This window comes from Stenotrophomonas sp. INTA L402-1 (genome assembly GCF_059295135.1).
Genome location: NZ_JCAFWP010000014.1, coordinates 18922 through 40493, shown reverse-complemented (window position 1 = coordinate 40493; position 21572 = coordinate 18922). Strand labels below are relative to the sequence as shown.

Here is a 21572-nt window from a genome sequence, read left to right as displayed (position 1 = left end):
GCCGGGTCCTTTGAAACTCCTTGGCAATACCTCTTTGGAAGCAGTCGTATGTTCAGCCCTGACACCTCCATCAGTGAGTTCATCCCGTTGTCGTCACATGTTGCTCCGAACGTGGTCAAGACCACGGGCGGCGACTATCTGCTGACCTGGCATCTGGAAGGGCTGCCGTTCGTCGGCCGCGAGGAATGGGAGCTCGAGCATCGTCACAACACCTTCAATCGCCTGCTGCAGACGCTGCGTGCGCCCGACTTCGTCAACGTTGCATTCTGGGTGCACGACATCCGTCGTCGCCGCACGCTGAAAGGGAAGAGCAGCTTCAAGCAGCGCTTCAACCAGGACGTGTCCGACCAGTACATGGGCATGCTGTCCTCCCAGCGCATCATGCAGAACGAGCTGTACCTGACCATGATCTACCGCCCGGTGGTGGCGGGTAAGCGCTTTGTCGAGAAGTCGGCGAACGTCGATAAGCTGCGCGCCGAGCAGGAGCAGGCGGTTGAGAAGCTGATGGAGCTTGCCGGCAACGTCGAGGCCGTCATCCGTGATTATGCGCCGTACCGTTTGGGCATGTACGAAGCGAAGAATGGGGTCGTGTTCTCCGAGACGCTGGAGTTGTTCGGCTATCTGATCAACCGCATCGACGAGCCGGTGCCGGTGTTGCCCGCGCCGATCAAGGACTACCTGCCGGTCAGCCGGCACATGTTCTCGGCCAAGACCGGCGACTTCGTCATCAATACGCCCAATGGCGCCAACCACTTCGGCGCCATCTTGAACATCAAGGAGTATGCCGAGGGTACCTACCCGGGCATTCTGAACGGTCTGAAGTACCTGGACTATGAGTACGTCATCACCCATTCCTTCAGCCCGATGGGGCGCCAGGACGCGCTGAAGGTGCTCGACCGGACCAAGGGCATGATGATCTCGTCTGGCGACAAGGCCGTCAGCCAGATCGTGGAGCTCGATCAGGCTATGGATCAGCTGTCATCCGGCAATTTCGTGCTGGGTGAGTACCACTTCATCATGGCGGTCTACGGCGATAGCCAGGCAAAGCTTTCGCAGAACGTGGCCTCGACCCGCGCCGAACTGTCCAATGCTGGATTCGTGTCGACCAAGGAAGACCTCGCGGTCACCTCGTCCTTCTACTCGCAGCTGCCGGGCAACTGGCGCTACCGTACACGTTTGGCCAATGTCAGCTCGCTGAATTTCCTGGGCCTGTCACCGCTGCACAACTTCGCCACCGGCAAGCAGCACAACAACCCGTGGGGCGACTGCGTGACCACGCTGCAGACCACCAACGGTCAGCCGTACTATTTCAATTTCCACGCTACCCATCCATCCGAGAATTCACTGGGTGAGAAGGCGATCGCCAACACCATGGTGATCGGCAAGTCCGGTACTGGTAAGACCGCGCTGATCAACTTCCTGCTCAGTCAGGTGCAGAAGTACGAGCCATCGCCGACGATCTTCTTTTTCGACAAGGATCGCGGTGCGGAGATCTTCGTGCGCGCCTGCGGCGGCAACTATCTGGCCCTGGAGAACGGCGCGCCCACCGGCTTCAACCCGTTCCAGTGCGAAAACAACGAAGCCAACGTGCAGTTCCTGGCCGATCTGATCAAGGTGCTGGCCGGCAAGCGCGAGTACAGCGCGCGCGAGGAAGAGGACATCTATCGCGCGGTGGAGAGCATGCTCGATACGCCGATGCACCTGCGCAGTATGACCAACTTCCAGAAGAGCCTGCCCAACATGGGTGACGATGGGCTCTACGCGCGCATGCGCCGCTGGACATCGGGCAATTCGCTGGGCTGGGTGTTCGACAATCCGGTGGATACCGTTGACCTGAGCAAGGCCAACATCATCGGCTTCGACTACACCGACATCATCGACAATCCCGAAGTGCGCGTGCCGGTCATCAATTACCTGCTGCACCGCCTCGAGTCGCTGATCGATGGTCGTCCGCTGATCTATGTGATGGACGAGTTCTGGAAGATCCTGGACGGCGAGGGTGGCCTGAAGGAGTTCGCGAAGAACAAGCAGAAGACCATCCGTAAGCAGAATGGTCTGGGCATCTTCGCTACGCAGAGTCCGGAGGATGCGCTGAAGAGCGATATCTCTGCCGCCCTGATCGAGCAGACCGCAACACTGATCCTGCTGCCGAACCCGAACGCCAGCAAGAGCGACTACATGGATGGCCTGAAGCTGACCGAGGCCGAGTTCAGGGTGGTGACCGCACTGGACGAGCGCTCGCGCTGCTTCCTGGTCAAGCAGGGCCATGCTTCCAGTGTCTGCCAGCTCAACCTGCGTGGCATGGACGACATTCTTTCAGTGATTTCGGCCTCGACCGACAACATCGATGTCATGCATCGGGTCCTGCAGACGGCCGCGGTCCGCAATCGCGTCACTGTAGACGAGCTCAGCCCGGAGCAGTGGCTGGAGGATTTCTACAAGAACCGGAAGGGCTCTGGAAAATCGGTGGCTCGGGACGACGCTCTGGCTTGATGAGGATGGATCCTGAGCGATCGCGACGAACAAAGGATCATGGAGACGATGATGAGAAACGCACTGAAACCAAAATCCAGCAAGACTGGTCGGCTTGGCCTTCGCTTTGCGGCGATCGCGATGGGTATCGCACTTTCCTTGGGGGGCGGGACGACTGCGACAGCCGGTGGCGTTCCCGTCTATGACGGCTTGAACTGGTATGAGAAGCTCTGGGATCGTCTTCAGTCAGCTGCAGAATTCGGCGAGAACGTGACCCGCTGGGGAACGCTGCTGCAAGGTGTCACCGATGCCATTATCAAGGCACAGGGCATCTTCAAGTCCTTTGGTCTTCCTCCGGGCGCGACGCTTACTCCGGTTCCGGATAACTACATGGTGGCGGAATCCTGCGGCTCGGCCGGAGACCTGAGCATCGACACGTTGTTTTCCTATTTCGTGTTCAATCCTGCGGGTGATGTGAAATCGCAGCAGCGCCAGATCTGTGTGAACATCCGTATGATGCAGAACCGCAAGTACAACGATTCCGTGCAATTCATCCAGCAGACCATTCCCAAAATGGATGAATTGATGAAGCTCATCAATGCAGCGCGTACTGCCAGCAGCCTGCGCGGCGCAGTGGATGCCGTCAACAGTGACTCGATGCGGACGGCCAACGAACTGGCGGTTCAGTCGCAGTCCTGGGAGGCGCGGATGAAGGCCTATGACGCTTACATCGAGGTAATGGAGGCCAACCAGAAAGTCGTGGCTCAAGCCGCACTGAAGGGTGATCCAACCGCGATCCGTTTGGCAAGCGACCTGGTAAAGACAGCATCGCTGAAGGCCGCCTTGAGCATCAAGTAACCGCATTAGGCAGGTATAAACTCGCTGCAAGGTACTGCGGCGACGATAGCGGTAGCGGAACCACCAAGGAATTATGGAAATGTCCATCAGCTCGATTTTCAACTTAAATTTTTCAGGCGGATTGCAGGACCTGCTGAGCTACGCGGTGCGTATCCAGTCGATCGGCGATTTCGTTTTCTTCCGCCTGATCCTGGACTTCCTGCACGACCGTATCGGGAAGTTCGGCATCGAACTGATGGGCAACATGATGAAGTGGGTCGGTGCCATGGCCCTCGTTTTCATGACCCTCTGGGTGCTGATCCAGGGTTACCGGATCGTGACTGGCCGAAGCCGTGATTCAATGATGGTGCTCGTCACCAACATGGCTCGCGCGGCGTTGATAGTAAGTGTCGCTACCAGCATGGCGATGTTCGGAACCAGCCTGCAGAAGTTCCTGACCAATGACGTCAAGGGTGTCATCACCCATGTCGTTACCGGCAAGGATGAAAAGCCAGAGGATCAGATCGACAAGAGCCTCGCCTGGATGCAGGTGGCGTTGTCCAGCATTGATGCCATCAAGGTGCTGGATGATCCGGGCCTGCAGGCCGATAAAACGCGCGCGCAGTGGTTCATCGGGTTTGGTACTGGTGGTCCGGCCGTCACGGCAGGTTCGATGCTGTTGCTGTACGAGGTTGCCATGGCGTTGTTCATCGGGCTTGGGCCCTTGTTCATACTGTGCCTTCTGTTCGAGCAGACCAAGCAGTTGTTCCAGAAGTGGCTTTTCTACGGCATAGGCACCATGTTCTCGATGGCGGTTCTGGCGGCGATGGTATCGATCGCGCTGGACATGGTGATCCGCGTGTCGGCCTCGTTCTGGACCACGGCATTGGTGAACAAGTATCTACTGGCCGGGGCTTCCAGCGACGGCATGACCAGCCAGGCGATGCAGCAGGGCGGCATGGGATTGATCCTGACGACCCTGATTCTGACTGCGCCCCCAATGGCGGCCATGTTCTTCCAGGGCACCTTGGGTAGCTTCATGGCATATTCGCAGATAGGTGGCAGCCCTGTTGCGCAGGCGCCGGGTCCGAGCGGGCAGCCGCCGGGTAGTTATTACACGCCGGACAAGCCGTCGACGAGCGGTGGCAGTCAATCGGGTGGATCGACTTCAGTTGGGAGCAATGTCGTAGTCACTGGCAGCAACTCCACAGTTGGGTCAGGCAATTCTGATACTGGTCGTAAAGGCTTAGCTTCGAACTAGAGGCCGGAAATGAAGTCAATTCGTGTCTATTCAGGTGTAGTACTCCTGCTGGGTGTGGGAATCATTGCCTGCCAATTGCCACAGACGGCCAATGCAGAAGGTAGGTGCCCTCCTGGTCAGTATCCAATTGGCGGTCAGGGAGTCGGCGGCTGTGCTCCCATCCCAGGTGGTACCACTGGAGCAGGCCAAGCGTCGCCTGTTGCGACAGGGCGTTGGATCAAGACTTGGGGGGCCATCGCTTTAGCGAAGGGGGGCGATGTCGGCGTGGCTCTCGGTAAGCGAAAGAAGAGGGATGCGGCTTCGGAGTCCCTTGCTAATTGCGCACAGCGGGGGGCTACGGATTGCAGGGTGGTATTGGAGTTCAATAATCAATGTGCAGCATTCGTATCCCCCAGTGATGCAAGATTTGGTGGCTCCACGTTTGCGCGTGCGGCATCTGTTGATGCTGCGAGTAAGATGGCTGTGGATGCGTGCTTAGAACAGGGGAGCGATGGCTGTAAAGTGATTTATTCTGGATGCACCGAGCCTGAGTTTGAGAGCTTCTGAGGTTGCGCTTATGAGTTTCTGGCTGAGAACGTAGAAATGCCTGATTAGCCGGAAAAGACCAGGCACCGGAAGAGCATATCGACAAGAGTCTGGCTTGGATGCAGGTGGCGCTGTCCAGCATTGATGGCATCAAAATTCTGAATGACCCTGGATTGCAGGAAGACAAGACCCGGGCCATGTGGTTCATCGGCCTCGGCACAGGTGGTCCAGCGGTAACTGCGGGTTCAATGCTTCTGCTCTACGAAGTAGCAATGGCGTTGTTCATCGGATTCGGGCCCTTGTTCATTCTTTGCCTTCTGTTCGACCAGACCAAGCAGTTGTTCCAGCGATGGCTGTTCTACGGCATCGGAACCATGTTCTCCATGGCGGTATTGGCAGCCATGGTCTCGATTGCGCTGGACATGGTGATTCGCGTGTCTGCGTCGTTCTGGGTGACGGCGCTGGTGAACAAGTTCCCGCTGATGGGCGCGTCCAGCGACGGCATGACCAGTCAGGCGATGCAGCAGGGCGGCATGGGATTGATCCTGACGACCCTGATTCTGACTGCGCCCCCAATGGCGGCCATGTTCTTCCAGGGCACCTTGGGTAGCTTCATGGCATATTCGCAGATAGGTGGCAGCCCGGTTGCTGCTGCGCCGGGACCTAATGGACAGCCGCCGGGTAGTTACAAGCCTACTGATCCCACGAGTACCGAGAGGCGCGCAGAGAGCAGTCAGTTGACGATGCCGAAGGTGGCGCCAAGTCATGATGCGCCGAGCCACACTCCCGGAGCGTTTGGAAATGCGCCCACTCGTTGACTGAAAGCGGAAGCGTTTCCGCAGAAATTGGAGAGTCGTCATATCATGCGCATGTATCCGTTCATTGTGTTGGCATCGTTTGGTGTTCTTGGCGCCTTTCTTCCAAATCTTGGTCGTGCAGAGGGCGGAAGTTGCCCTCCGGGCTTCTACCCAATTGGGGGGCAGGGTGCGAGCGGCTGCGCTCCAATTCCTGGTGGCGCTGCTGGATCAGGTGACCAGATACCCTTGCCGCCTCGGCCCACAGGCGAATGGATCAGCACTTGGGGAGCGATAGCGACCTCTCTTGCTACTTCCGAGGTGGGAATGGTCTCAGATATGCGATCTGCAGAGCTTGCTGCTTCTGAAGCCATGCGGCGGTGCGCTGGTGGTGGAGCACGGGATTGCAAGGTTACGGTATCCTACTCAAACCAATGCGTGGCATGGTTAGTTCCATCTGCTGATTTACCTGGAGCCCAATCTGCGGTTGGCCGTGCTCCAAAAAAGAGGATTGCGATTGCAGAAGCGCAGAGAAAGTGCGTGGATCCGAGTGGCAAAAAGTGCACCGTTTTTTACGCTGATTGCTCCGAGCCAGTTTTTCGAAAATTTTGAAAGTTGAGTTGACTCAATTGAAGTCTGTTCAACGGCGCCACGTTCGTGATCAGGCTCAATGCATGTGCGTTGACTGGACGCTTATCTCAAAACGCCATGTGGGTCCGATCGGTCGGGGACTTCGTGTTCTTCCGGTCGATCCTGTCGTATCCGCGCAAGAGGATTGACGAGTTCGGCATCGAATTGCTCGGCAACATGATGGCGTGGGTCGATAGCATCGCCCTGATACTGATGACCCTGTGGGTGCTGATCCAGGGATTCCGCATCGTCACGGGTCGCAGTCGCGATTCGATGATGATTCTGGTGACGAACATGGCTCGTGCGGCACTGATCGTCAGTGTCGCAACCAGCATGGCGATGTTCGGTGGCAGCCTGAAAAACTTCCTGATCAAGGACGTCAAGAACGAGATCACCTATGTGGTGACCGGCAAGAATGACTCGCCGGAGGATCAGATCGACACCAGCCTAGCCTGGATGCAGGTGGGCCTGTCGGGCATTGACGCGATCAAGGTGCTCGATGACGGCACCCTGCGCGACGACAAGAATCGTGCCTTGCGGGCGGTTGGCCTGGGGACCGGTGGTCCGGCCGTCACCGCTGGTGCGATGTTGCTGCTCTACGAGGTCGCGCTGGCACTGTTCATCGGCCTGGGTCCTTTGTTCATTCTGTGTCTGCTGTTCGACCAGACCAAGCAGCTGTTCCAGCGATGGCTGTTCTACGGCATCGGCACGATGTTCTCGATGGCGGTACTGGCAGCGATGGTATCGATCGCGCTGGACATGGTGATCCGTGTCTCGACCGCGTTCTGGTCCACCGCCCTGGTCAACAAGTTCCTGCTCGACGGCGCCTCCAGCGACGGCATGACCAGCCAGGCGATGCAGCAGGGCGGCATGGGCCTGATTCTGACGACCTTGATTCTGACTGCGCCCCCAATGGCGGCCATGTTCTTCCAGGGCACCTTGGGAAGCTTCATGGCATATTCGCAGATAGGTGGAAGCGCGGCTTCAACTCCAAGTTCGGATGGTCGCCCGCCAGGCACTTACACGCCTCCTTCGCCATCCAGGGGCGAAGGACATTCGAGTCATCAGGATGCTGGCGTCACTGTAAGGAACTCTGCTCCAAGCACTTATACGCCCTCTACCCAGAGGCAGGGACAATATGGCTTGGCGGACTAACGGTTCTGACTTAGGTTAAAGGGTATGTGTCATATGAGTACTGACTGGTCAACTCAAGTTCTTCGGTTTGCGCTCGCATTGACCCTGTTCTTTTTTGGGGTGGGTCTAGCCTTCGCAGAAGGGAGGTGTCCTCCGGGCCAGTATCCGATTGGAGGGCAAGGGGTCGGCGGATGTGCGCCTATTCCTGCCGGTGGATCCGGGTCTGAAAGCCCGCGTCCAACTGGTCGATGGATTAAGACTTGGGGAGCCTTTGCCTCCTCGCCGTCCGGTATCGCCGGTGCGGCAAGTGGGTGGAGGAAGAAGGGCGACGCGTCAAACGCGGCAGTGAGATCCTGCTCTGATTCGGGCGGGAGGGATTGCAGGGTGAAGTTTACATATAAGAATCAGTGTGGGACGGCGGCTGTCTCGAAAACGGGCATCGGCGGGACGTTCTATTCTGCGGCTGCCACAAAGGAAGAGGCGTCAAGTCGGTCCCTGGCGCAATGTGGTGCTGCGTCCCAGGAGAGGTGTGAGGTTGTCATGTCCAATTGCACCGAGCCGGAGTTTGAGAAGTTTTGAATCACTGCCCGCATTTTCAGATGATGCGGCAGTAGAATTGCCCGCCATTGAGCGGGTCATTTCTTTTCTGCGCCGATCGAATCGCAAGTCCTAATCACGTGATCGGATCTCCGTACGGGTGTCAGCCTGAGCCTCATCTTTCTCACTATGGAGCTGCGTTGACACATTCGACGTCCAACGCCTGTCGCACTTTGGTAGATGGATCTGAGTGCCTTGGGGTCATCACGAGGTGAACTCTCGAAGCTGAACTCGGGAGTTCGGTCCCGCGCTCGAAGTGCAATCGTGGTAGAACGAGCCGACAGCCAGATCGCCAGTGCGTCAGGGGTGTCTGTCTCCAGGTGAGACTACTGATTGGCGATTGAGCCAAGTAGACAGCGACTCACGGTTATCGCTTTCTTTTTTTAGTCAAAAGCGCTTCTCAATCAGAGTCCAGTTCAACGAGCAACCTCTCCTCGAAGTAGGCTGCGTGTGCGTCAAAAATGCTGACGCATCTGGGCCTCAAACGCAGGAGCATTTTCGTCGATGAGGACTCTGGCGACGAGCATTGCGGGTGACGCTGCGCGGCGCAGAAGGGCGGCATGGGCTTGATCCTGATGGACACTATTCTGACTATCCCCAATGGCGGCCATGTTCTTCCAGGGCACCTTGGGTAGCTTCATGGCATATTCGCAGATGGGTGGCAGCCCGGTGGCACAGGCGCCGGGACTGAGTGGGCAGCCGCCGGGTAGCTACTATTCGTCGGCCCAGACAAAGGATCATTCCAGTGCTTCATCGGTCAGTTCCGGCCACGGCGCGACTTCTGGTTACGGTATTGGGCGATCAGGTGAGATCAAGCAAGATACTGGAAAGTATGGGCAGGCTGGTGCCTAGCGTGAAATGACAGTGTCGATTGATAGAGGTGTAAGTATGAAGTGCATTGTCGTGCTTTTGCTGCTCGTTATTTCTAATGTGGCGTTGGCAGAAGGGCGGTGCCCCCCAGGTAAGTACCCGGTGGGAGGGCAGGGCGTAGGAGGTTGTGCGCCAATTCCGGGCGGTCAAACTGGTGGTGAGAGCAATGGCCCCACGCCAACTGGCAAGTGGGAAACCCGGTGGGGTGCTTTGGCGCTAGACGCAGACCATCAAGTAGGCCAGAATTTGGCGATTGGTGTGGCAGAGGTCAAAAAATCAAAGAGAGAAGCCAGGTCTCTCGCGCTCTCTGAATGTCAGCGCATGGGGGGGCAGAAGTGTAAAGTTATTCTTGAGTACCACAATCAATGCGCCGCGCTAGCCGGCCCGGTGATTGGCTCAGTACCCCTGGCCGATGTGACAACCGTGGCGTATCGATCACCTAATGAAGAGGATGCGAAGGCGGAATCAGTGCGCCGTTGTGAATCCGAGGGTAAGGGGCGCGGTTGTACCGTTATCTACTCTGCGTGCAGCATGTCTGAGTTTAAGCCTTTCCGCTGATGGAATCCTCGCGTTGGGTGAGCTTTGTTGCACGCCGAGGTTCTGCTTATTTGTTTTAGAGGTGGCCTGCTGAGAAGCGGGCTATTTCTATTTCTCACTTCCGCCTAAGACATCGACTTTGCCTTTGGGGTTGGAATCGCTGGCCATAGGTATGGTGATTCGCGTGTCTGCGTCGTTCGGGGTGACCGCGCTGGTGAACAAGTTCCCGCTGATGGGCGCGTCCAGCGACGGCATGACCAGTCAGGCGATGCAGCAGGGTGGCATGGGATTGATCCTGACGACCCTGATTCTGACTGCGCCCCCAATGGCGGCCATGTTCTTCCAGGGCACCTTGGGTAGCTTCATGGCATATTCGCAGATAGGCGGTGGCGCCAGTGCCTCGCCGAGTGCCGATGGTCGTCCGCCGGGCATGTCGGCTCCGCCGCCGGCGGCTCCGGAGGCCGCGTCGGGCCACAATGCAGCAAATCCTCAGAACAGTCTGGGCCGAGTGTTTGACGGCACGGGCGGGGCGGGAGGAACCACACCTGGTCAACGTGGCGCGGCGAACGCCAATCAAGGAAATTAGAGGCTGGACTGACGATGAGCGCCAACGGTTTTCTGAAGTATCTTTGCTTGTCTTTCGTGTTTATGGGTTCTGCATACATCAATTCTGCGTTAGCAGAAGGTCGCTGCCCGCCGGGCCAGTATCCGATAGGCGATCAGGGAGTGGGCGGCTGTGCTCCCATCCCTGGGGCAGGCCGGAGCGCGCCTGATGAGAATCCCGGGCACTGGGTTAAGACGTGGGGAGCCGTTGCGGGATCCATGAATGGCGATGCGGGTGCATCGACTGGCCATCAGGCCAAGGCCTCGGCCGAGCGACAGGCGATCGAGCGCTGCGGTCACTGGGGAGCAACTGATTGCAAGGTTCTGTACACCTATTACAACCAGTGCTATGCGTCCATCAGAACAGGCCGGCCGGACAATGGAACGATGTTCAACGCGGGTGCTACCAAGGAACAGGCGCTGGAAAGGGCGACGCAGGATTGTCGGAATTCGGGAAGCCAGGAGTGCACGTTCGTCCACTCGGACTGCACCAAGCCCTTCTTTCAGGAGGGCTGATATGGCGAATCATATTGCCCCCCGTTCTTTGGATGTCGCTTGAAGCACTGCGGAAGGCTTCAAGGAAGATGGCGGGTGCGGAGCATCAGACCACCGGGTGATCAACAGTGATGTCCCAAAAGTCTTGGCAATGGCCGGATTCAAGCATTTTGGTAACATTTCTTGGGCTTTTGACGCTGGCGTTTGCCGTGCTCGTCGTTACTGAAAATGCCAATGCCGAAGGTCGTTGCCCTGGGGGCCAGTACCCGATTGGCGACCAAGGCGTTGGAGGCTGCGCACCTATACCCGGCGCGGCTCAGAGCGCCCCGCAGGAGAATCCCGGGTATTGGGTCAAGACATGGGGGGCTGTCGCCAGTTCGCCTGGCGGAGATGCAGGTTCTGCTACTGGGCATCAGGCCAAGGCTTCGGCAGAGCGCCAAGCCGTCGAGCGATGCCAGCAGGGCGGAGCTACCGACTGCACAGTCGTTTTTACCTACTATAACCAGTGCTATGCGGTTGTCCGGGCTGCACGACCGGACAATGGCATGAGATTCAACACCGGGGCGACGAAAGAACAGGCGCAGGAGCGGGCAACCAAGGACTGCAAGGATTTGGGGAGTCAGGCTTGCTCTGTTTTCCATTCTGACTGTACCAAGCCGTTTTTCAAGCAAGACTGATCGGTTGTGGCATCACGGAGATTGAAGGCAATGACCGACCTCAAATCTCTGCGTGGTGATTCAGCTTTCGTGATTTCTGCTCTGCTGCTTGCTGCATTACTTGTTGCCAGTAGCGCCAATGCCGACGGTCGTTGCCCTGCGGGTCAGTATCCCATCGGCGATCAAGGGGTTGGTGGGTGTGCCCCGATTCCTGGAGCAGGGGGAACTGCCCGCGAACCCGGACCTGCTGGTCAGTGGCATAAGACGTGGGGAGCAATTGCGTCGTCCGACGCGACCGCAGATGCCGGTGTTGCGACGGGCCGGCCGAGCAAGGAGAGCGCAGAGCAGGTTGCTCTGGCAGACTGCGGTAGGCGCGGTGCTTCCGATTGTCGAGTCATTTACACGTATAGAAACCAATGCGTTGCGTGGTTGGTTCCCAATAGCCAGGACGGGGCTTCCCGCGCCGGTCTTGCCAGCGCCAAGGACGCCGCCGAAGCGCGGAAGTTTGCCCGGCAGTCGTGCGTCGACACCGGTGGAAAGACGTGTCAGGTTGCATACGAAGACTGTACGAAGCCGGTCTATGAGTCATTCTGACCCGTTGATCGGATTGTCGGACTGGTAGTCAGTGCAACTCGTGATGGCGGAGAAAAGCTTCATGTGTTTGGGCGCAGCTCCGTTTGTTCTCTTGGCTCCAGCATCGACTGTGGGCAACGATCGTCCGCTCAGGCCGTCCCGCCTCTCACAATGGGCAGCAAAGGAATGGGTCTCCCCATGCAACGAATCCACCCCGCTTTTCTCCCGTGCCTGCTGATTGCAGGCATGTTGCCATTCACCGCGCTTGCCGAAGGCAACTGCCCGCAAGGCATGTATCCCATCGGTGGTCAGGGAGTACAGGGTTGTGCACCCATTCCGGTGAGCAGCTCAGGCTCCCCGTACAACAATCGCCCCAACTGGGCGCAGACCGTGCGTGGCGTGGCGATGGATGCCCGCGGCGACACCTTCATCAGCAACTCGATGCGTTCGCGGGGCAAGGCCAAGCGTGCATCCATGAAGGAGTGCAGGGAGTTCGGGAAGGGCGAATGCACGTTGGTGACCTTGTTCCAGGCGCAATGCGTGGCAGTCGCCCACGCGGGTCTGGGCACTGAAACCACCAGCGTTGCCACCGCCATGTCCGAACAGGGAGCGGTCGTTGTCGCGATGCAGCAATGCAACGCGAAGGCGGCATGGAGGCAGCTGCCGCAGGGGCAATGCGGGATCGCCAGAACGGCCTGCACGGCCGATCTGTTCATCAGGTAAGGCGCCATTCACGCTAAGCCCAGTTTTCTGTGATCAATTCCGCTTTTCGATTTCCTTGCCCTTCGACGCGGCAGAACGCCTCGCGGTAAGCTCCCCGCGCGTCATGAAAATGACGCACCGGTGCCGCCGAATGCAGGAGTTCTTCCGTCCAATGAGGACGCTGTCAGCCACTGCATCGGGTGACGCTCGCCATCATCGCGGTCTTGCCGTACGCGAGGCTATGATCCCTGTCCGCGCAGGCCGGATAAGGCGGAACACCGCGTTCCGGCTGGGCAGGTAGGCGGGCATCGGCATGACCACATTGAAGGAGTGGGAGGGGATGGAAGACAGGGCTGGCGCACACATGGACGATGCCCTGGCATTTGTTCCGTCCGGTGCGAACCTGCTGGAAGCGGTCAGGGGCGAGCTCAACGGCGATGGCATCGAGTATCAGCTGCTGGTCATCGATCAGCCGACACCGGAAGGGCTGGTGCCCGGCCAGCACGGACCCAACCGGGTGCTGCTGTTGCTGCGCGGTGACGGACGCGGGCGCTGGCAGCTGGCCGCGCGCAACGACAAGCTGGTGCCGTGTTCTACCCGAGGTGGCCTGGCCGGCGACCCTTTTGCGTATGCAATGGTCGAGGAAGGCACCTTCAGCGTGATCACCAACGGCGGTAGCCGCGAGCGCTGGAGCAGCACCTACCGGTTCCGCTATGCGCCTGCGGACAAGGCCTGCTGGGTGGACGGGGTGAGACGCAAGGTCGTGGATATCGAGACTGAAGCGACCAACATCCGGGATTACTCGGTGGCGGAGCTGGGCAGGGTGCGGTTCGAGGACTTCGACCCGTCCAGTGTCGCCGAGGTGTCGCTTCCATGAGCCAAGCTCCAACCGGCGGAAGGGAATCCGCGCTGATGAAGATTCAGGAGTTGCACTGTGTCGACCGATAGAGAGTCGCAGCTGTTGCGGCAGGCGACCAAAGCCGGCATCGACTCCCCGCTTGAACTGGCCAATTTCATGGCCCAGGCAGGGCACGAGTCGCGCGGCTTGAGCCGGCTCAATGAAAGTTTCAACTTCACCCGGGGAATCTCGCAGATCCCGGTGGAAGCTGCGTGGCGCAATGGCAACGCTGCGCTGGAGAGCGCCCGCCAGGAAGCGCTGCGTGGCAGCCCGGAGAATCTTGCCGAGCTGATGTACGGCGGGCGCATGGGCAACGATGCGCCCGGCGACGCATTGAAGTACCACGGCCGCGGCTATCTCCCGCTGGTTGGCAAGGAGAATTACGAGCGTGCCGGAAAGGCGCTGGATCTGGACCTGGTGAATCACCCGGAGCTGGCCGCGCAACCCGAGCACGCAGGCCGTATTGCCGTCTGGCAGTGGCAGACGCGAGTGCCGGAGGCGGCGCGCGAGGATGTGCGCGAAGCAACGCATGCGCTCAATGGCGCGCTCAATGGCATCGAGGCACGCCGGCAACGCTTCGAGGTCTGGCAACATAAGTTGACGCCGGACGTGATGGCGCGACTGGATCGAGGCGAAGTCGGTGCGCCAGCGCAGAGTGTTGCCCGCGACATGTCGCAGCCGGGCGAGCCGGGACACGCCCTGTTCCAGGGGGCACGCCAGCACCTGCAGCAGATGGGGGCGCAGAGCGGACTGCGCAGTGAGCAGGAACTGGACAATGCCGCCGGCGCACTGGCGTTGAGCGCGCAGAAGGCCGGCCTGTCGCGTATCGATCATCTGCTGGCGGGCAACGACGGGCGCACGCTGTTTGCGGTGCAGGGCGCGCTGGGAGATCCGGCGATGCTGCGTGCGTCCGTTGACCGGGAGCAGGCCGCCCAGCAGCCGCTGGCGCAGAGCAGCCAGCAGTTGGCTGCCAGTGTCGCCCAGCAGGACCCGGCGGCCGCGCTCGCCCGCGAGCAGGAGCAGCGTTCTCGATCCCTGTAACACCTGATGCCGGCGGGCAGGGGACCCGCCGGCGCTTTACGTACGACGCGTGGCGCCCTGTGGCGCCGACATGGAAACCCACTCGGAAGGACACCACATGCGAATCGTTCCCTCGAATGCCCGGCACGTCGCTGCTCGCTGCGATGCATCCGCGCGCCGCCTGCCGCCGCTCTGGCTGCTGTCACTTGGACTTGCCGCAGCGTCGGCACAGGCTCAGGCTCAGGCTCAGGAGACAGCGGCGCCCGTCGTGGAGGCGCCCATCGCCGCCGAGGCGATCGTTGACGAGCCTGCAGGGATGGCACCTGTTGCAGCGCCCATGGCCACCGAAGCCGTTGTCGCGGCGCCGGCTCCCGATGTACCGGCGGCCGTGACACCTCCTGCGACACCAGTGGTGGACGCGCAGCCGGCGCCGGCTGCAGACCCGACGCCTGTGCCCGTTGCACCCGCAGCGGCGGCGCCTGTCGCTGCACCGCCTGCTGTCGTCGAGCCAGCCGTCCCGGCGGTAGCTCCCGCGCCACCCGCCTTGGTCATCGCGCCGTTGCCGCCCGAGCAGGCGACCGAGCGTGCGCTTGGTGCCCGCTGCCCGGTGGATCTTGCTGGGCGGCTGGCGGCCCAGGGCGAGCTGCTGATCGGCGCCTGCCAGGGCACGATGCCGGCGCATCTGGCCGCGCTGCTGGTCGCGCTGCCCCAGCAGGACATCCACCTGCCGCGCAGCTGGCGCGAGCGTGAGGTGCAACAGAAGGTTTGGTTCAAGGCGGTGCCGGGCTACGGCCAGCGCCCGGACTTCATCGCGCGGATGGGCGACATCTGGGTGCGTTCGCTGGAAGGACGCGACGCCGACAGCACGTTCTACCTGGTGTCGGCACCGTTCACCTGCAGCGACCGGGTCGCCAACCGCGATGAGTACGGCGCGGAGCCGGTACGTGTGCCAGCGGGTGACTGCCGCGAGGCCTATGTGGCCCAGCGTGTGTACCAGGTTCGCGGGGACGCCGCGCCGAGGGATGTGACCGCCGATGCCATGCCGGCCATGCCCCAGGTGACGGAGGCCGATCGTGCGCGGCAGCTGTCGCGCGACGGCCGGATCAGCCTGGACCACAGCAAGTTGCAGTACGGCCCGGCCATGCGCTGGTTCGTGCAGTACCCGGAGACGGCGCAGAAGGTCGGTCCGCGTGCCTACAGTGACTGGAACCGCGAGCACCTGGCCTTCGTGGTCTGGACTGGGGATCGCTTCGAGCTGCGTGAGAAGGTCGCGCGGGCGCAGTGGCCCTGTGATCCGGTAGCACCGGGCGATCGCGCCTGTGGTGGCTTCCCGGATTCCGGGCCGGATCTGTTCGTGACCGCCGGTGCGTCCGCGCCGGTCGCGGCCTCCAGCCCCTGAGGCAGAGGGCCGAAGTGACGCGGGAGCCGGATTGACCGGCTCCCGCGCTGTTCATCAGGCCTGCATGCTGCGGGTCTGGTTCTGCTGTTGTTCCAGTTGTTGATCGCGGTCCTGTGCCAAGCGCTGTCCCGCAGCTTGCTGATCAATCCGCTGGCTGCTCTGCTCCAGCGGGGTGTTCATCGCCACGGCCGTGTCCACCGACACGCGCAGATGCGCCGGGTCGCCGCCCAGACCCTGCACCGCGAAGCTGCGCGAGGCGTCGGCATTCATCACCACCTCGTCGATGCGCTTGCCGCCTGCAGCGTGCATCTCCGCCGCCAGGCTACCGGCCAACTGCGTACTCATCACATCCGGCACGCGGCCGACGCGAACGTCCTGCGCATGCACGCCACGGATCGCGTCGTTGAACAGCGGGTTGCCCAGGTGATTGGCATCGTCCATGCGCAGCATGCTGGTGTGATGGCCGTTCTTCTCCGCCTCGCGACGGGCCGGCTCACCGGGTTGCAGCGGGCCACGGATGTGGTCGTACAGATCGATGGCGCCGCCCGGGATGCCGCGTGCTGCACGGGTAACACCGCGGCGCAGTGATTCGACGTCGTCGCGGTACTCCTCGATCATCTTGGCGTTGTCTTTCGCCAGTTTCTGCGTTTCCGGGTGCTTCAGCACCGAGCCGTCGTTGAGGAAGTTGCCCAGTTTGTGCGCGCCGAATGAGCTGGTGGCCGCGATGATCGGACGGTCTGGAATCAGATCACGCAGGGCGTGATTGCTGAAGCCGTTTGCCGCGAGCGTCTTGATTTCATCGGGCTTGGCGTAGATGCGGACCTGGCCGAAGTGCGGCGAGGCAGCGCTGACCGGATCGGAGGCCATGACGTGGTTGATCATGGTGTTGCCGCCTTCAGGAATGCGGTAGCTGAGGCTGACCGCGCCGTAGGCATTGAAGGTCTCGCCCTTGACGTTGAAGTGGTGCGAGGTGATCTGGGCCAGGGCACCGCCGAGGGAGTGGCCTGTGACGGTGACCTGGGGCGCGGGCACACCGTTCAAGCGGGATTGAAGCGCGGCGCCTTCGAGCGTCCTCTGTGTCAAAGCAATCGCGTCAGGCGCCTGCACGTTGGTGCGCGCAACCACCATGCCGCCGTCGGTCAGAATCGCATCGCGAGCGATCTGCTCGGTGCCACGATGCGCAATGACGATCTCTTTGGTGTCTACGCGCTGATAGACGGTGCCCTGATAGCCGTTGAGACGATTGTTGACATGCTCAAGTATCTTGTACTCATGGCCGTTTAACGTGACTTTTTCTTCTTGGCCGGGTTCACGTCGGCCGACGGCCCGATCCTTGTAGGCGTCATTGGATAACGCGGCGTAGTCCTGAGAGGTGATGGTCACGGCGCCACCTCACTTGCGGAGAGGGTGATCGTAAACAGCTTGTCCTGCAGATCAGGGGCGTAGTTGCTGCGATCGGGCTCGCCACTGGCTGGGAAGTTGGGAACGCGGTCTGCCTTCGGATAGACCAGATCCGGATAGTAGAGCGTATGGGCGCCACCTTCGGTCAGCGGCTTGGCGTCGACGAAAGTGAGGAAGCGGGTCTCTTCTTCGGCACCCGTCGCCTTCAGCATTGCCCCGGCACCGGTGAACTCCCACTTGCAGACGCCACGACCGTAGTAGTCCTCATCCAGCATGCGGTCCACATACAGCGTGCCGCGGTACTCGCCCTCAGCGACCTTGCGCAGCTCCACCGGTTCCTGGCTGGTGATACGTGCGGCTGTGCCGGTGGCCGGCTCGATGTGGCCGCACTGGTCTTCGTTGGTGACGTCGTACTGCGCTACGCCCTTGACCAGTGCGAAATCGCCGGGTGCATCCTTCAGGCGCAGTACCAGTTCATAGGCCTTGCGCGGGCTGGGGTTGAGCTTGGCGAGGCCACGCCCACCCTGGGCGACATCGGCTTCAGCAGCGGCACGTTCCTGGTTCATGGCGGTCTCCGGATTGCAGGCGGTCAATAGAAGCAGAGCAAGGCACGGGATCATCTTGTAGCGCAATGTCGGCCTCCTTGGGGGGTAGAGGGATGGTTGAGCCGGCAGCTCATGGCGCGAGTTTCTGCACAGCGGTGGTGGTCAAGAACAGCGCGTCGCGCAGCTCTTCCTTGTACTCCGAAGGATTCTCTTTGCCGCTGGCAGGATAGTTGGCAGCAAGCTCCGCGCGAGGATAGGCAACCCTCGGATAATAGAGAGTCAATGGGCTCCCCGCGTCCATGCGCTCCTTGTCGATGAACGTCAGGAATCGCGTATCCGTCTCGCCGGTCGTAGCGCGCAACATCGCACCGACTCCCGTCAGCGCCCAATGGCAGACACCACGCCCGTAGTAATCCTCGTCCTGCATGCGGTCGAGGTAGAACGTGCCGCGGTATTCGTTCTCGCCCACCTGGCGCAGTGCGATAGGTTCCTGACTGGTGATGCGGCCCGCAGTGCCCGTTGCAGGTACGATCCGCCCACATGCTGCATAGTTGCGTGCGTCGTACTGGGCAACGCCCTCGACCACCGCGAAGGGACCGGGGGCATCCTTCAGTGTCAGCACCAGCTCGTAGCCTTGCTGCGGTGACGGGTTGAGTTTGGCCAGGCCGCGCCCACCAGCGGCGACGTCGCGCTCGGCATCAGCATAGGGCGAGCATGCGGCCAGTGGGATAAGGGCGAGCAACGCCAGCAGCGGCTGCCTTTTCCTTTCAGGTAGCGCTACTCCCATGGCCTGATCCTGCATCGTGCGTCCATGTCCATATATCCTTCCTGGGTGACAGGTTTCTCGATTATGGAGCGTGTCAGGAACGCTGCGCCACCGCCGCGACGGCTTTTTGACGCGCCCGATGCGGTGTATTCCGGCGAATCGATTGCAGCACAGGGGATTCGGGCGTCGCGTTGGCCTTGCTGGCAGGGGCTGCTCGCGGTTGAATCTGCGACGTAAATCAATAATTCACGCATTCATCACGTTATCAAAGGCGTTCTCTTGAACTGCATGATCCGCACCGAAACCACAGCCGACCACGCCGCCATCCATGCGCTCACCGAGGCCGCCTTCCGCGGAGCCCCGCACAGCAGCCACACCGAGCAGTTCATCGTCGACGCCCTGCGCGCCCGCGGGGAGTTGAGCATTTCGCTGGTCGCCCAAACTCAGGGCCAGGTGGTCGGCCACATTGCCCTGTCGCCGGTGAGGGTCAGCGATGGCAGCACGGGCTGGTTTGGTCTGGGCCCGATCTCGGTAGTGCCCGCGTGGCAGGGGCAGGGCATCGGTGCGGCCCTGATGCGCGCCGCACTTGAAGCACTGCGTCAGCAGGGTGCACATGGCTGTGTATTGCTGGGCGAGCCGGCCTATTACGGGCGCTTCGGCTTCCGTGCCGAGCCGGGCCTGGTGCTGCCGGGCGTGCCGGCGGAGTATTTCCAGGCGCTTTGCCTGCAGCCTCCGCTGGCTCAGGGCGAGGTGCAGTACTCACCGGCCTTCGAGGCGACAGCCTGAGCCACGGCGGGCGTGCGCCCGCTCAGGGCGCGCGCCAGACGGTCGGTTCGGGTTGCGGCTTGGGAATGCGGTAGCCGCCGATATGCTCGAGCAGTGCGTTGGTACGGCGCTGTTCGACAAGTACCTCACGCAGCAGATTGCGCACGGCGAAGATGGCGAACGGCACCAGGATCCAGACCAGGCTGATGCCCAGCGCAAACAGGGTCAACAGGGCTTTTGCACCATCCATGCACGGCATTCCTTGATCGAAAGCAGCCACGCTAACACGCAGCTGCTGCCAACGGATGTCAGGCCTTATGCCGAAGGTGGATCAGCGGATACGGGCGGCCCTGCGAATCCAGCGGCGAACGACCGGTTTCGACAAAGCCCATGCGCAGGTAGAAGCCCACGGCCTGCGCGTTCTGTGCGTTGACGTCGGTGCTCAGCTGCGGGTGCAGGGCCAGTGCATGCTGCAACAGCTGCCGACCGATACCGGTGCCGCGCACGTCCGGATCGATGAACAGTGCTTCCATGTGGGTGCCGTCGATCAGCATGAATCCCTGCGGCTGGTCCTGTGCATTGACGGCGACGGTCATCGGCGCCTGCGGCAGGAAAGCGGCCACTTCGGCATCGATGGCCTGGCGGTCTTCGGTACTGAGGAAGTCGTGGGTGGCGTCGACGGCGCGGCGCCAGAGATCGACAAGCGCGGCGCCGTCGTCGGCGCGAGAGGGACGGAGGGTGGTCATATGTTCACCAAGGTGCTTACAGGAATACGCATTGTGAAGCTTTCCGGCCGTGCCTGCAGGTGCGGGTTCATCCGGCGTTGCGATGGCGGATGAAGGGACTGTAGGCAGTCGCTTCCGCGCACAGCACCACGCCATCCTCGAAGTCCTCGCTGTTGTTGAAGGGCACGGTCGGCCACTGCCGCCATCGCGACAGTCGCTCGCGGTAGGAAAGGGTGGCTGCAAGCAATGCTTCGTCGTGGGCCTGAATGCGTTCCGCTGCAAGCCCTGAACGCACGCCGTGCACCATATACGGCTCCATCACCTCGAAGCCGACGTAGCGCAGGCTGTACATCAACGGCCAGAGCAACAGCCGGGTATCGCCTTCGCGGCCATCGACCGCGCACGCCCGCGCCGAAGAGCCGGTGGTGACGCTCAGCAACGCACGCTTGCCCTGCATCACGCCGCGCTCGTGGCGTTGCCGGCTGTTGTACATCGGCCCGTAGACCAGCACGCGGTCCAGCCAGCCCTTGAGGATGGCCGGCGCCGCAAACCACCACAGTGGGAACTGCAGGATCACCAGGTCCGCGGCCTGCAGCAGCTGCAGGTGATGCCGCACATCGGCGGGCAACTGGTCGTGTTCGGCGCTGTAGCGTTGTTCGCGCTGGGCATCGAAGCGCTCGGGCTGCAGGCGCCGTGGATGGTGCCAGGCCGCTTCCAGCGGATCGAAGCCTTCTGCATACAGATCGACCACCTCCACCTGCAGGTGGTCGTGCCGCAGCTGCTCGGCCGCCTGCACGGCCAGGTGGGCATTGAAGGAACGGGGTTCGGGATGGGCCAGCAGGATCAGGGCGCGCATGAGGGACGGGCGTATTGGGATGTGCGACCATCCTCGCGATGCCGGCATGCCCCGGCAATTACGCACTTTGAGGTAACCATGGCCTTTCCCGGTGATGTCTATGCCGCCGACTGCTCGGCGCGCGATGCGCTGGCACTGATCTCCGGCAAGTGGGTGATGCTGCTGCTGCCGGCATTGGCCGAGGGCTCGCAACGCAATGGTGCGCTGCTGCGGAAGATCGAAGGCATCTCGCAGAAGGTGCTGACCCAGACCCTGCGGCAGCTGGAGCGCAACGGCCTGATCGAGCGCTGCGATCTGGGCAGCAAGCCACTGCACGTGGAGTACCGGTTGACCGAGGTTGCGCGCAGTCTGGTAGACACCCTGACCGCGTTGGACCGTTGGGCCGAGCACAATTTCCCGGCCCTGGACGCTGCCCGCGAGCGCTTCGACGCGCGCTAGCGGCGCCTGCACGGCTGCGGGCGTACAATGCGGCCCCGGCGGCCATTCTGGCCCTGCAGACACGCGAGAACCG

25 protein-coding genes and 1 pseudogene are annotated in these 21572 nt (G+C 61.1%); 19 read left to right on the top strand and 7 right to left on the bottom strand.

Annotated features, from left to right (window positions below):
- Positions 1-48 precede the first annotated feature (48 nt).
- The 8 genes and pseudogenes from AC5O77_RS10150 to AC5O77_RS10115 all read left to right on the top strand — a co-directional run bounded on the left by AC5O77_RS10150 (position 49) and on the right by AC5O77_RS10115 (position 8232).
- Complete coding sequence (locus AC5O77_RS10150; protein ID WP_106468481.1) at positions 49-2493, top strand: VirB4 family type IV secretion/conjugal transfer ATPase; 2445 nt, start codon at positions 49-51, stop codon at positions 2491-2493.
- A 51-nt stretch (positions 2494-2544) separates the two neighbouring features.
- Entirely contained in the window at positions 2545-3330 is a 786-nt protein-coding gene (locus AC5O77_RS10145) for a hypothetical protein (RefSeq protein ID WP_478056845.1), read from the top strand.
- Between the two features lie 79 nt (positions 3331-3409).
- Positions 3410-4570, top strand: a complete 1161-nt coding sequence (locus AC5O77_RS10140) for a TrbL/VirB6 family protein (RefSeq protein WP_494506771.1) — start codon at positions 3410-3412, stop codon at positions 4568-4570.
- 9 nt (positions 4571-4579) lie between these two features.
- Positions 4580-5116 (top strand): DUF4189 domain-containing protein, encoded by a 537-nt coding sequence (locus AC5O77_RS10135; RefSeq protein WP_494506770.1) that lies wholly within the window; start codon positions 4580-4582, stop codon positions 5114-5116.
- A gap of 44 nt (positions 5117-5160) precedes the next feature.
- Positions 5161-5913, top strand: a pseudogene (locus AC5O77_RS10130) (type IV secretion system protein); the annotation flags it as partial.
- Positions 5914-5958: 45 nt separating this feature from the next.
- Complete coding sequence (locus AC5O77_RS10125) at positions 5959-6501, top strand: DUF4189 domain-containing protein (RefSeq protein ID WP_310760807.1); 543 nt, start codon at positions 5959-5961, stop codon at positions 6499-6501.
- Between the two features lie 96 nt (positions 6502-6597).
- Positions 6598-7674, top strand: a complete 1077-nt coding sequence (locus tag AC5O77_RS10120) for a TrbL/VirB6 family protein (RefSeq protein WP_494506789.1) — start codon at positions 6598-6600, stop codon at positions 7672-7674.
- Positions 7675-7698: 24 nt separating this feature from the next.
- On the top strand, positions 7699-8232 hold the full coding sequence (locus tag AC5O77_RS10115) for a DUF4189 domain-containing protein (protein WP_494506769.1): 534 nt from the start codon (positions 7699-7701) through the stop codon (positions 8230-8232).
- Between the two features lie 473 nt (positions 8233-8705).
- Here the strand turns inward: AC5O77_RS10115 and AC5O77_RS10110 are convergent, their stop codons facing one another.
- Complete coding sequence (locus AC5O77_RS10110; RefSeq protein WP_175392836.1) at positions 8706-8891, bottom strand: hypothetical protein; 186 nt, start codon at positions 8889-8891, stop codon at positions 8706-8708.
- Between the two features lie 217 nt (positions 8892-9108).
- On the opposite strand from AC5O77_RS10110, the gene AC5O77_RS10105 reads away from it, so the two are divergent.
- The 9 genes from AC5O77_RS10105 (at position 9109) to AC5O77_RS10065 (ending at position 16003) form a co-directional block, all read left to right on the top strand.
- Positions 9109-9678 carry a DUF4189 domain-containing protein gene (locus AC5O77_RS10105; protein ID WP_494506768.1) on the top strand — a complete coding sequence of 190 codons (570 nt, stop codon included), beginning with the start codon at positions 9109-9111 and terminating at the stop codon, positions 9676-9678.
- A 163-nt stretch (positions 9679-9841) separates the two neighbouring features.
- A complete protein-coding gene (locus AC5O77_RS10100; RefSeq protein WP_494506767.1) occupies positions 9842-10243 on the top strand; it encodes a hypothetical protein in 402 nt (133 codons plus the stop codon).
- A 14-nt stretch (positions 10244-10257) separates the two neighbouring features.
- Positions 10258-10776 carry a DUF4189 domain-containing protein gene (locus tag AC5O77_RS10095; protein WP_223846428.1) on the top strand — a complete coding sequence of 173 codons (519 nt, stop codon included), beginning with the start codon at positions 10258-10260 and terminating at the stop codon, positions 10774-10776.
- Positions 10777-10886: 110 nt separating this feature from the next.
- Positions 10887-11432, top strand: a complete 546-nt coding sequence (locus tag AC5O77_RS10090) for a DUF4189 domain-containing protein (protein WP_494506766.1) — start codon at positions 10887-10889, stop codon at positions 11430-11432.
- 30 nt (positions 11433-11462) lie between these two features.
- Positions 11463-12005, top strand: a complete 543-nt coding sequence (locus tag AC5O77_RS10085; protein ID WP_494506765.1) for a DUF4189 domain-containing protein — start codon at positions 11463-11465, stop codon at positions 12003-12005.
- A 177-nt stretch (positions 12006-12182) separates the two neighbouring features.
- Positions 12183-12707: a DUF4189 domain-containing protein gene (locus AC5O77_RS10080; RefSeq protein ID WP_494506764.1), complete on the top strand. Its 525-nt coding sequence runs from the start codon at positions 12183-12185 to the stop codon at positions 12705-12707.
- A gap of 319 nt (positions 12708-13026) precedes the next feature.
- Entirely contained in the window at positions 13027-13563 is a 537-nt protein-coding gene (locus tag AC5O77_RS10075) for a hypothetical protein (protein WP_197581508.1), read from the top strand.
- A gap of 57 nt (positions 13564-13620) precedes the next feature.
- Entirely contained in the window at positions 13621-14625 is a 1005-nt protein-coding gene (locus AC5O77_RS10070; protein WP_494506763.1) for an XVIPCD domain-containing protein, read from the top strand.
- Between the two features lie 97 nt (positions 14626-14722).
- Positions 14723-16003 (top strand): hypothetical protein, encoded by a 1281-nt coding sequence (locus AC5O77_RS10065; protein WP_494506762.1) that lies wholly within the window; start codon positions 14723-14725, stop codon positions 16001-16003.
- A gap of 54 nt (positions 16004-16057) precedes the next feature.
- On the opposite strand, the gene AC5O77_RS10060 is transcribed toward AC5O77_RS10065, so the two are convergent.
- Genes AC5O77_RS10060 through AC5O77_RS10050 form a run of 3 tightly spaced genes read right to left on the bottom strand, consistent with a single transcriptional unit; the run spans position 16058 to position 18751 of the window.
- Positions 16058-17386, bottom strand: coding sequence for an XVIPCD domain-containing protein (locus tag AC5O77_RS10060; protein WP_478056838.1), 1329 nt, complete (start codon positions 17384-17386; stop codon positions 16058-16060).
- Positions 17383-18036 (bottom strand): hypothetical protein, encoded by a 654-nt coding sequence (locus AC5O77_RS10055; protein ID WP_494506761.1) that lies wholly within the window; start codon positions 18034-18036, stop codon positions 17383-17385. Before AC5O77_RS10055 ends, AC5O77_RS10060 begins: the two co-directional genes overlap by 4 nt.
- A 43-nt stretch (positions 18037-18079) precedes the next feature.
- The gene (locus tag AC5O77_RS10050) at positions 18080-18751 is read right to left on the bottom strand and encodes a hypothetical protein (protein ID WP_494506760.1); all 672 of its coding nucleotides are present in this window, start codon (positions 18749-18751) and stop codon (positions 18080-18082) included.
- A 243-nt stretch (positions 18752-18994) separates the two neighbouring features.
- On the opposite strand from AC5O77_RS10050, the gene AC5O77_RS10045 reads away from it, so the two are divergent.
- Positions 18995-19501, top strand: a complete 507-nt coding sequence (locus tag AC5O77_RS10045; protein ID WP_494506759.1) for a GNAT family N-acetyltransferase — start codon at positions 18995-18997, stop codon at positions 19499-19501.
- A gap of 22 nt (positions 19502-19523) precedes the next feature.
- Here AC5O77_RS10045 and AC5O77_RS10040 read toward each other — a convergent pair whose 3' ends face one another.
- The 3 genes from AC5O77_RS10040 to AC5O77_RS10030 all read right to left on the bottom strand — a co-directional run bounded on the left by AC5O77_RS10040 (position 19524) and on the right by AC5O77_RS10030 (position 21061).
- Complete coding sequence (locus tag AC5O77_RS10040; RefSeq protein WP_046986281.1) at positions 19524-19730, bottom strand: hypothetical protein; 207 nt, start codon at positions 19728-19730, stop codon at positions 19524-19526.
- 58 nt (positions 19731-19788) lie between these two features.
- Positions 19789-20226 carry an acetyltransferase gene (locus AC5O77_RS10035; RefSeq protein ID WP_494506758.1) on the bottom strand — a complete coding sequence of 146 codons (438 nt, stop codon included), beginning with the start codon at positions 20224-20226 and terminating at the stop codon, positions 19789-19791.
- Between the two features lie 67 nt (positions 20227-20293).
- Complete coding sequence (locus AC5O77_RS10030) at positions 20294-21061, bottom strand: NAD(P)H-dependent oxidoreductase (RefSeq protein ID WP_494506757.1); 768 nt, start codon at positions 21059-21061, stop codon at positions 20294-20296.
- Between the two features lie 78 nt (positions 21062-21139).
- Between AC5O77_RS10030 and AC5O77_RS10025 the strand changes: the two genes are divergently transcribed.
- Complete coding sequence (locus AC5O77_RS10025; RefSeq protein ID WP_494506756.1) at positions 21140-21499, top strand: winged helix-turn-helix transcriptional regulator; 360 nt, start codon at positions 21140-21142, stop codon at positions 21497-21499.
- Positions 21500-21572: the final 73 nt, after the last annotated feature.

Bases quoted from the DNA above. Each gene is read 5' to 3' on its own strand.
- AC5O77_RS10150 (WP_106468481.1), top strand. From the start codon at position 49: ATGTTCAGCCCTGACACCTCCATCAGTGAGTTCATCCCGTTGTCGTCA.
- AC5O77_RS10145 (WP_478056845.1), top strand. From the start codon at position 2,545: ATGAGAAACGCACTGAAACCAAAATCCAGCAAGACTGGTCGGCTTGGC.
- AC5O77_RS10140 (WP_494506771.1), top strand. From the start codon at position 3,410: ATGTCCATCAGCTCGATTTTCAACTTAAATTTTTCAGGCGGATTGCAG.
- AC5O77_RS10135 (WP_494506770.1), top strand. From the start codon at position 4,580: ATGAAGTCAATTCGTGTCTATTCAGGTGTAGTACTCCTGCTGGGTGTG.
- AC5O77_RS10125 (WP_310760807.1), top strand. From the start codon at position 5,959: ATGCGCATGTATCCGTTCATTGTGTTGGCATCGTTTGGTGTTCTTGGC.
- AC5O77_RS10120 (WP_494506789.1), top strand. From the start codon at position 6,598: ATGTGGGTCCGATCGGTCGGGGACTTCGTGTTCTTCCGGTCGATCCTG.
- AC5O77_RS10115 (WP_494506769.1), top strand. From the start codon at position 7,699: ATGTGTCATATGAGTACTGACTGGTCAACTCAAGTTCTTCGGTTTGCG.
- AC5O77_RS10110 (WP_175392836.1), bottom strand. From the start codon at position 8,891: ATGAAGCTACCCAAGGTGCCCTGGAAGAACATGGCCGCCATTGGGGAT.
- AC5O77_RS10105 (WP_494506768.1), top strand. From the start codon at position 9,109: ATGACAGTGTCGATTGATAGAGGTGTAAGTATGAAGTGCATTGTCGTG.
- AC5O77_RS10095 (WP_223846428.1), top strand. From the start codon at position 10,258: ATGAGCGCCAACGGTTTTCTGAAGTATCTTTGCTTGTCTTTCGTGTTT.
- AC5O77_RS10090 (WP_494506766.1), top strand. From the start codon at position 10,887: ATGTCCCAAAAGTCTTGGCAATGGCCGGATTCAAGCATTTTGGTAACA.
- AC5O77_RS10085 (WP_494506765.1), top strand. From the start codon at position 11,463: ATGACCGACCTCAAATCTCTGCGTGGTGATTCAGCTTTCGTGATTTCT.
- AC5O77_RS10080 (WP_494506764.1), top strand. From the start codon at position 12,183: ATGCAACGAATCCACCCCGCTTTTCTCCCGTGCCTGCTGATTGCAGGC.
- AC5O77_RS10075 (WP_197581508.1), top strand. From the start codon at position 13,027: ATGGAAGACAGGGCTGGCGCACACATGGACGATGCCCTGGCATTTGTT.
- AC5O77_RS10065 (WP_494506762.1), top strand. From the start codon at position 14,723: ATGCGAATCGTTCCCTCGAATGCCCGGCACGTCGCTGCTCGCTGCGAT.
- AC5O77_RS10050 (WP_494506760.1), bottom strand. From the start codon at position 18,751: ATGCAGGATCAGGCCATGGGAGTAGCGCTACCTGAAAGGAAAAGGCAG.
- AC5O77_RS10040 (WP_046986281.1), bottom strand. From the start codon at position 19,730: ATGGATGGTGCAAAAGCCCTGTTGACCCTGTTTGCGCTGGGCATCAGC.
- AC5O77_RS10035 (WP_494506758.1), bottom strand. From the start codon at position 20,226: ATGACCACCCTCCGTCCCTCTCGCGCCGACGACGGCGCCGCGCTTGTC.
- AC5O77_RS10030 (WP_494506757.1), bottom strand. From the start codon at position 21,061: ATGCGCGCCCTGATCCTGCTGGCCCATCCCGAACCCCGTTCCTTCAAT.
- AC5O77_RS10025 (WP_494506756.1), top strand. From the start codon at position 21,140: ATGGCCTTTCCCGGTGATGTCTATGCCGCCGACTGCTCGGCGCGCGAT.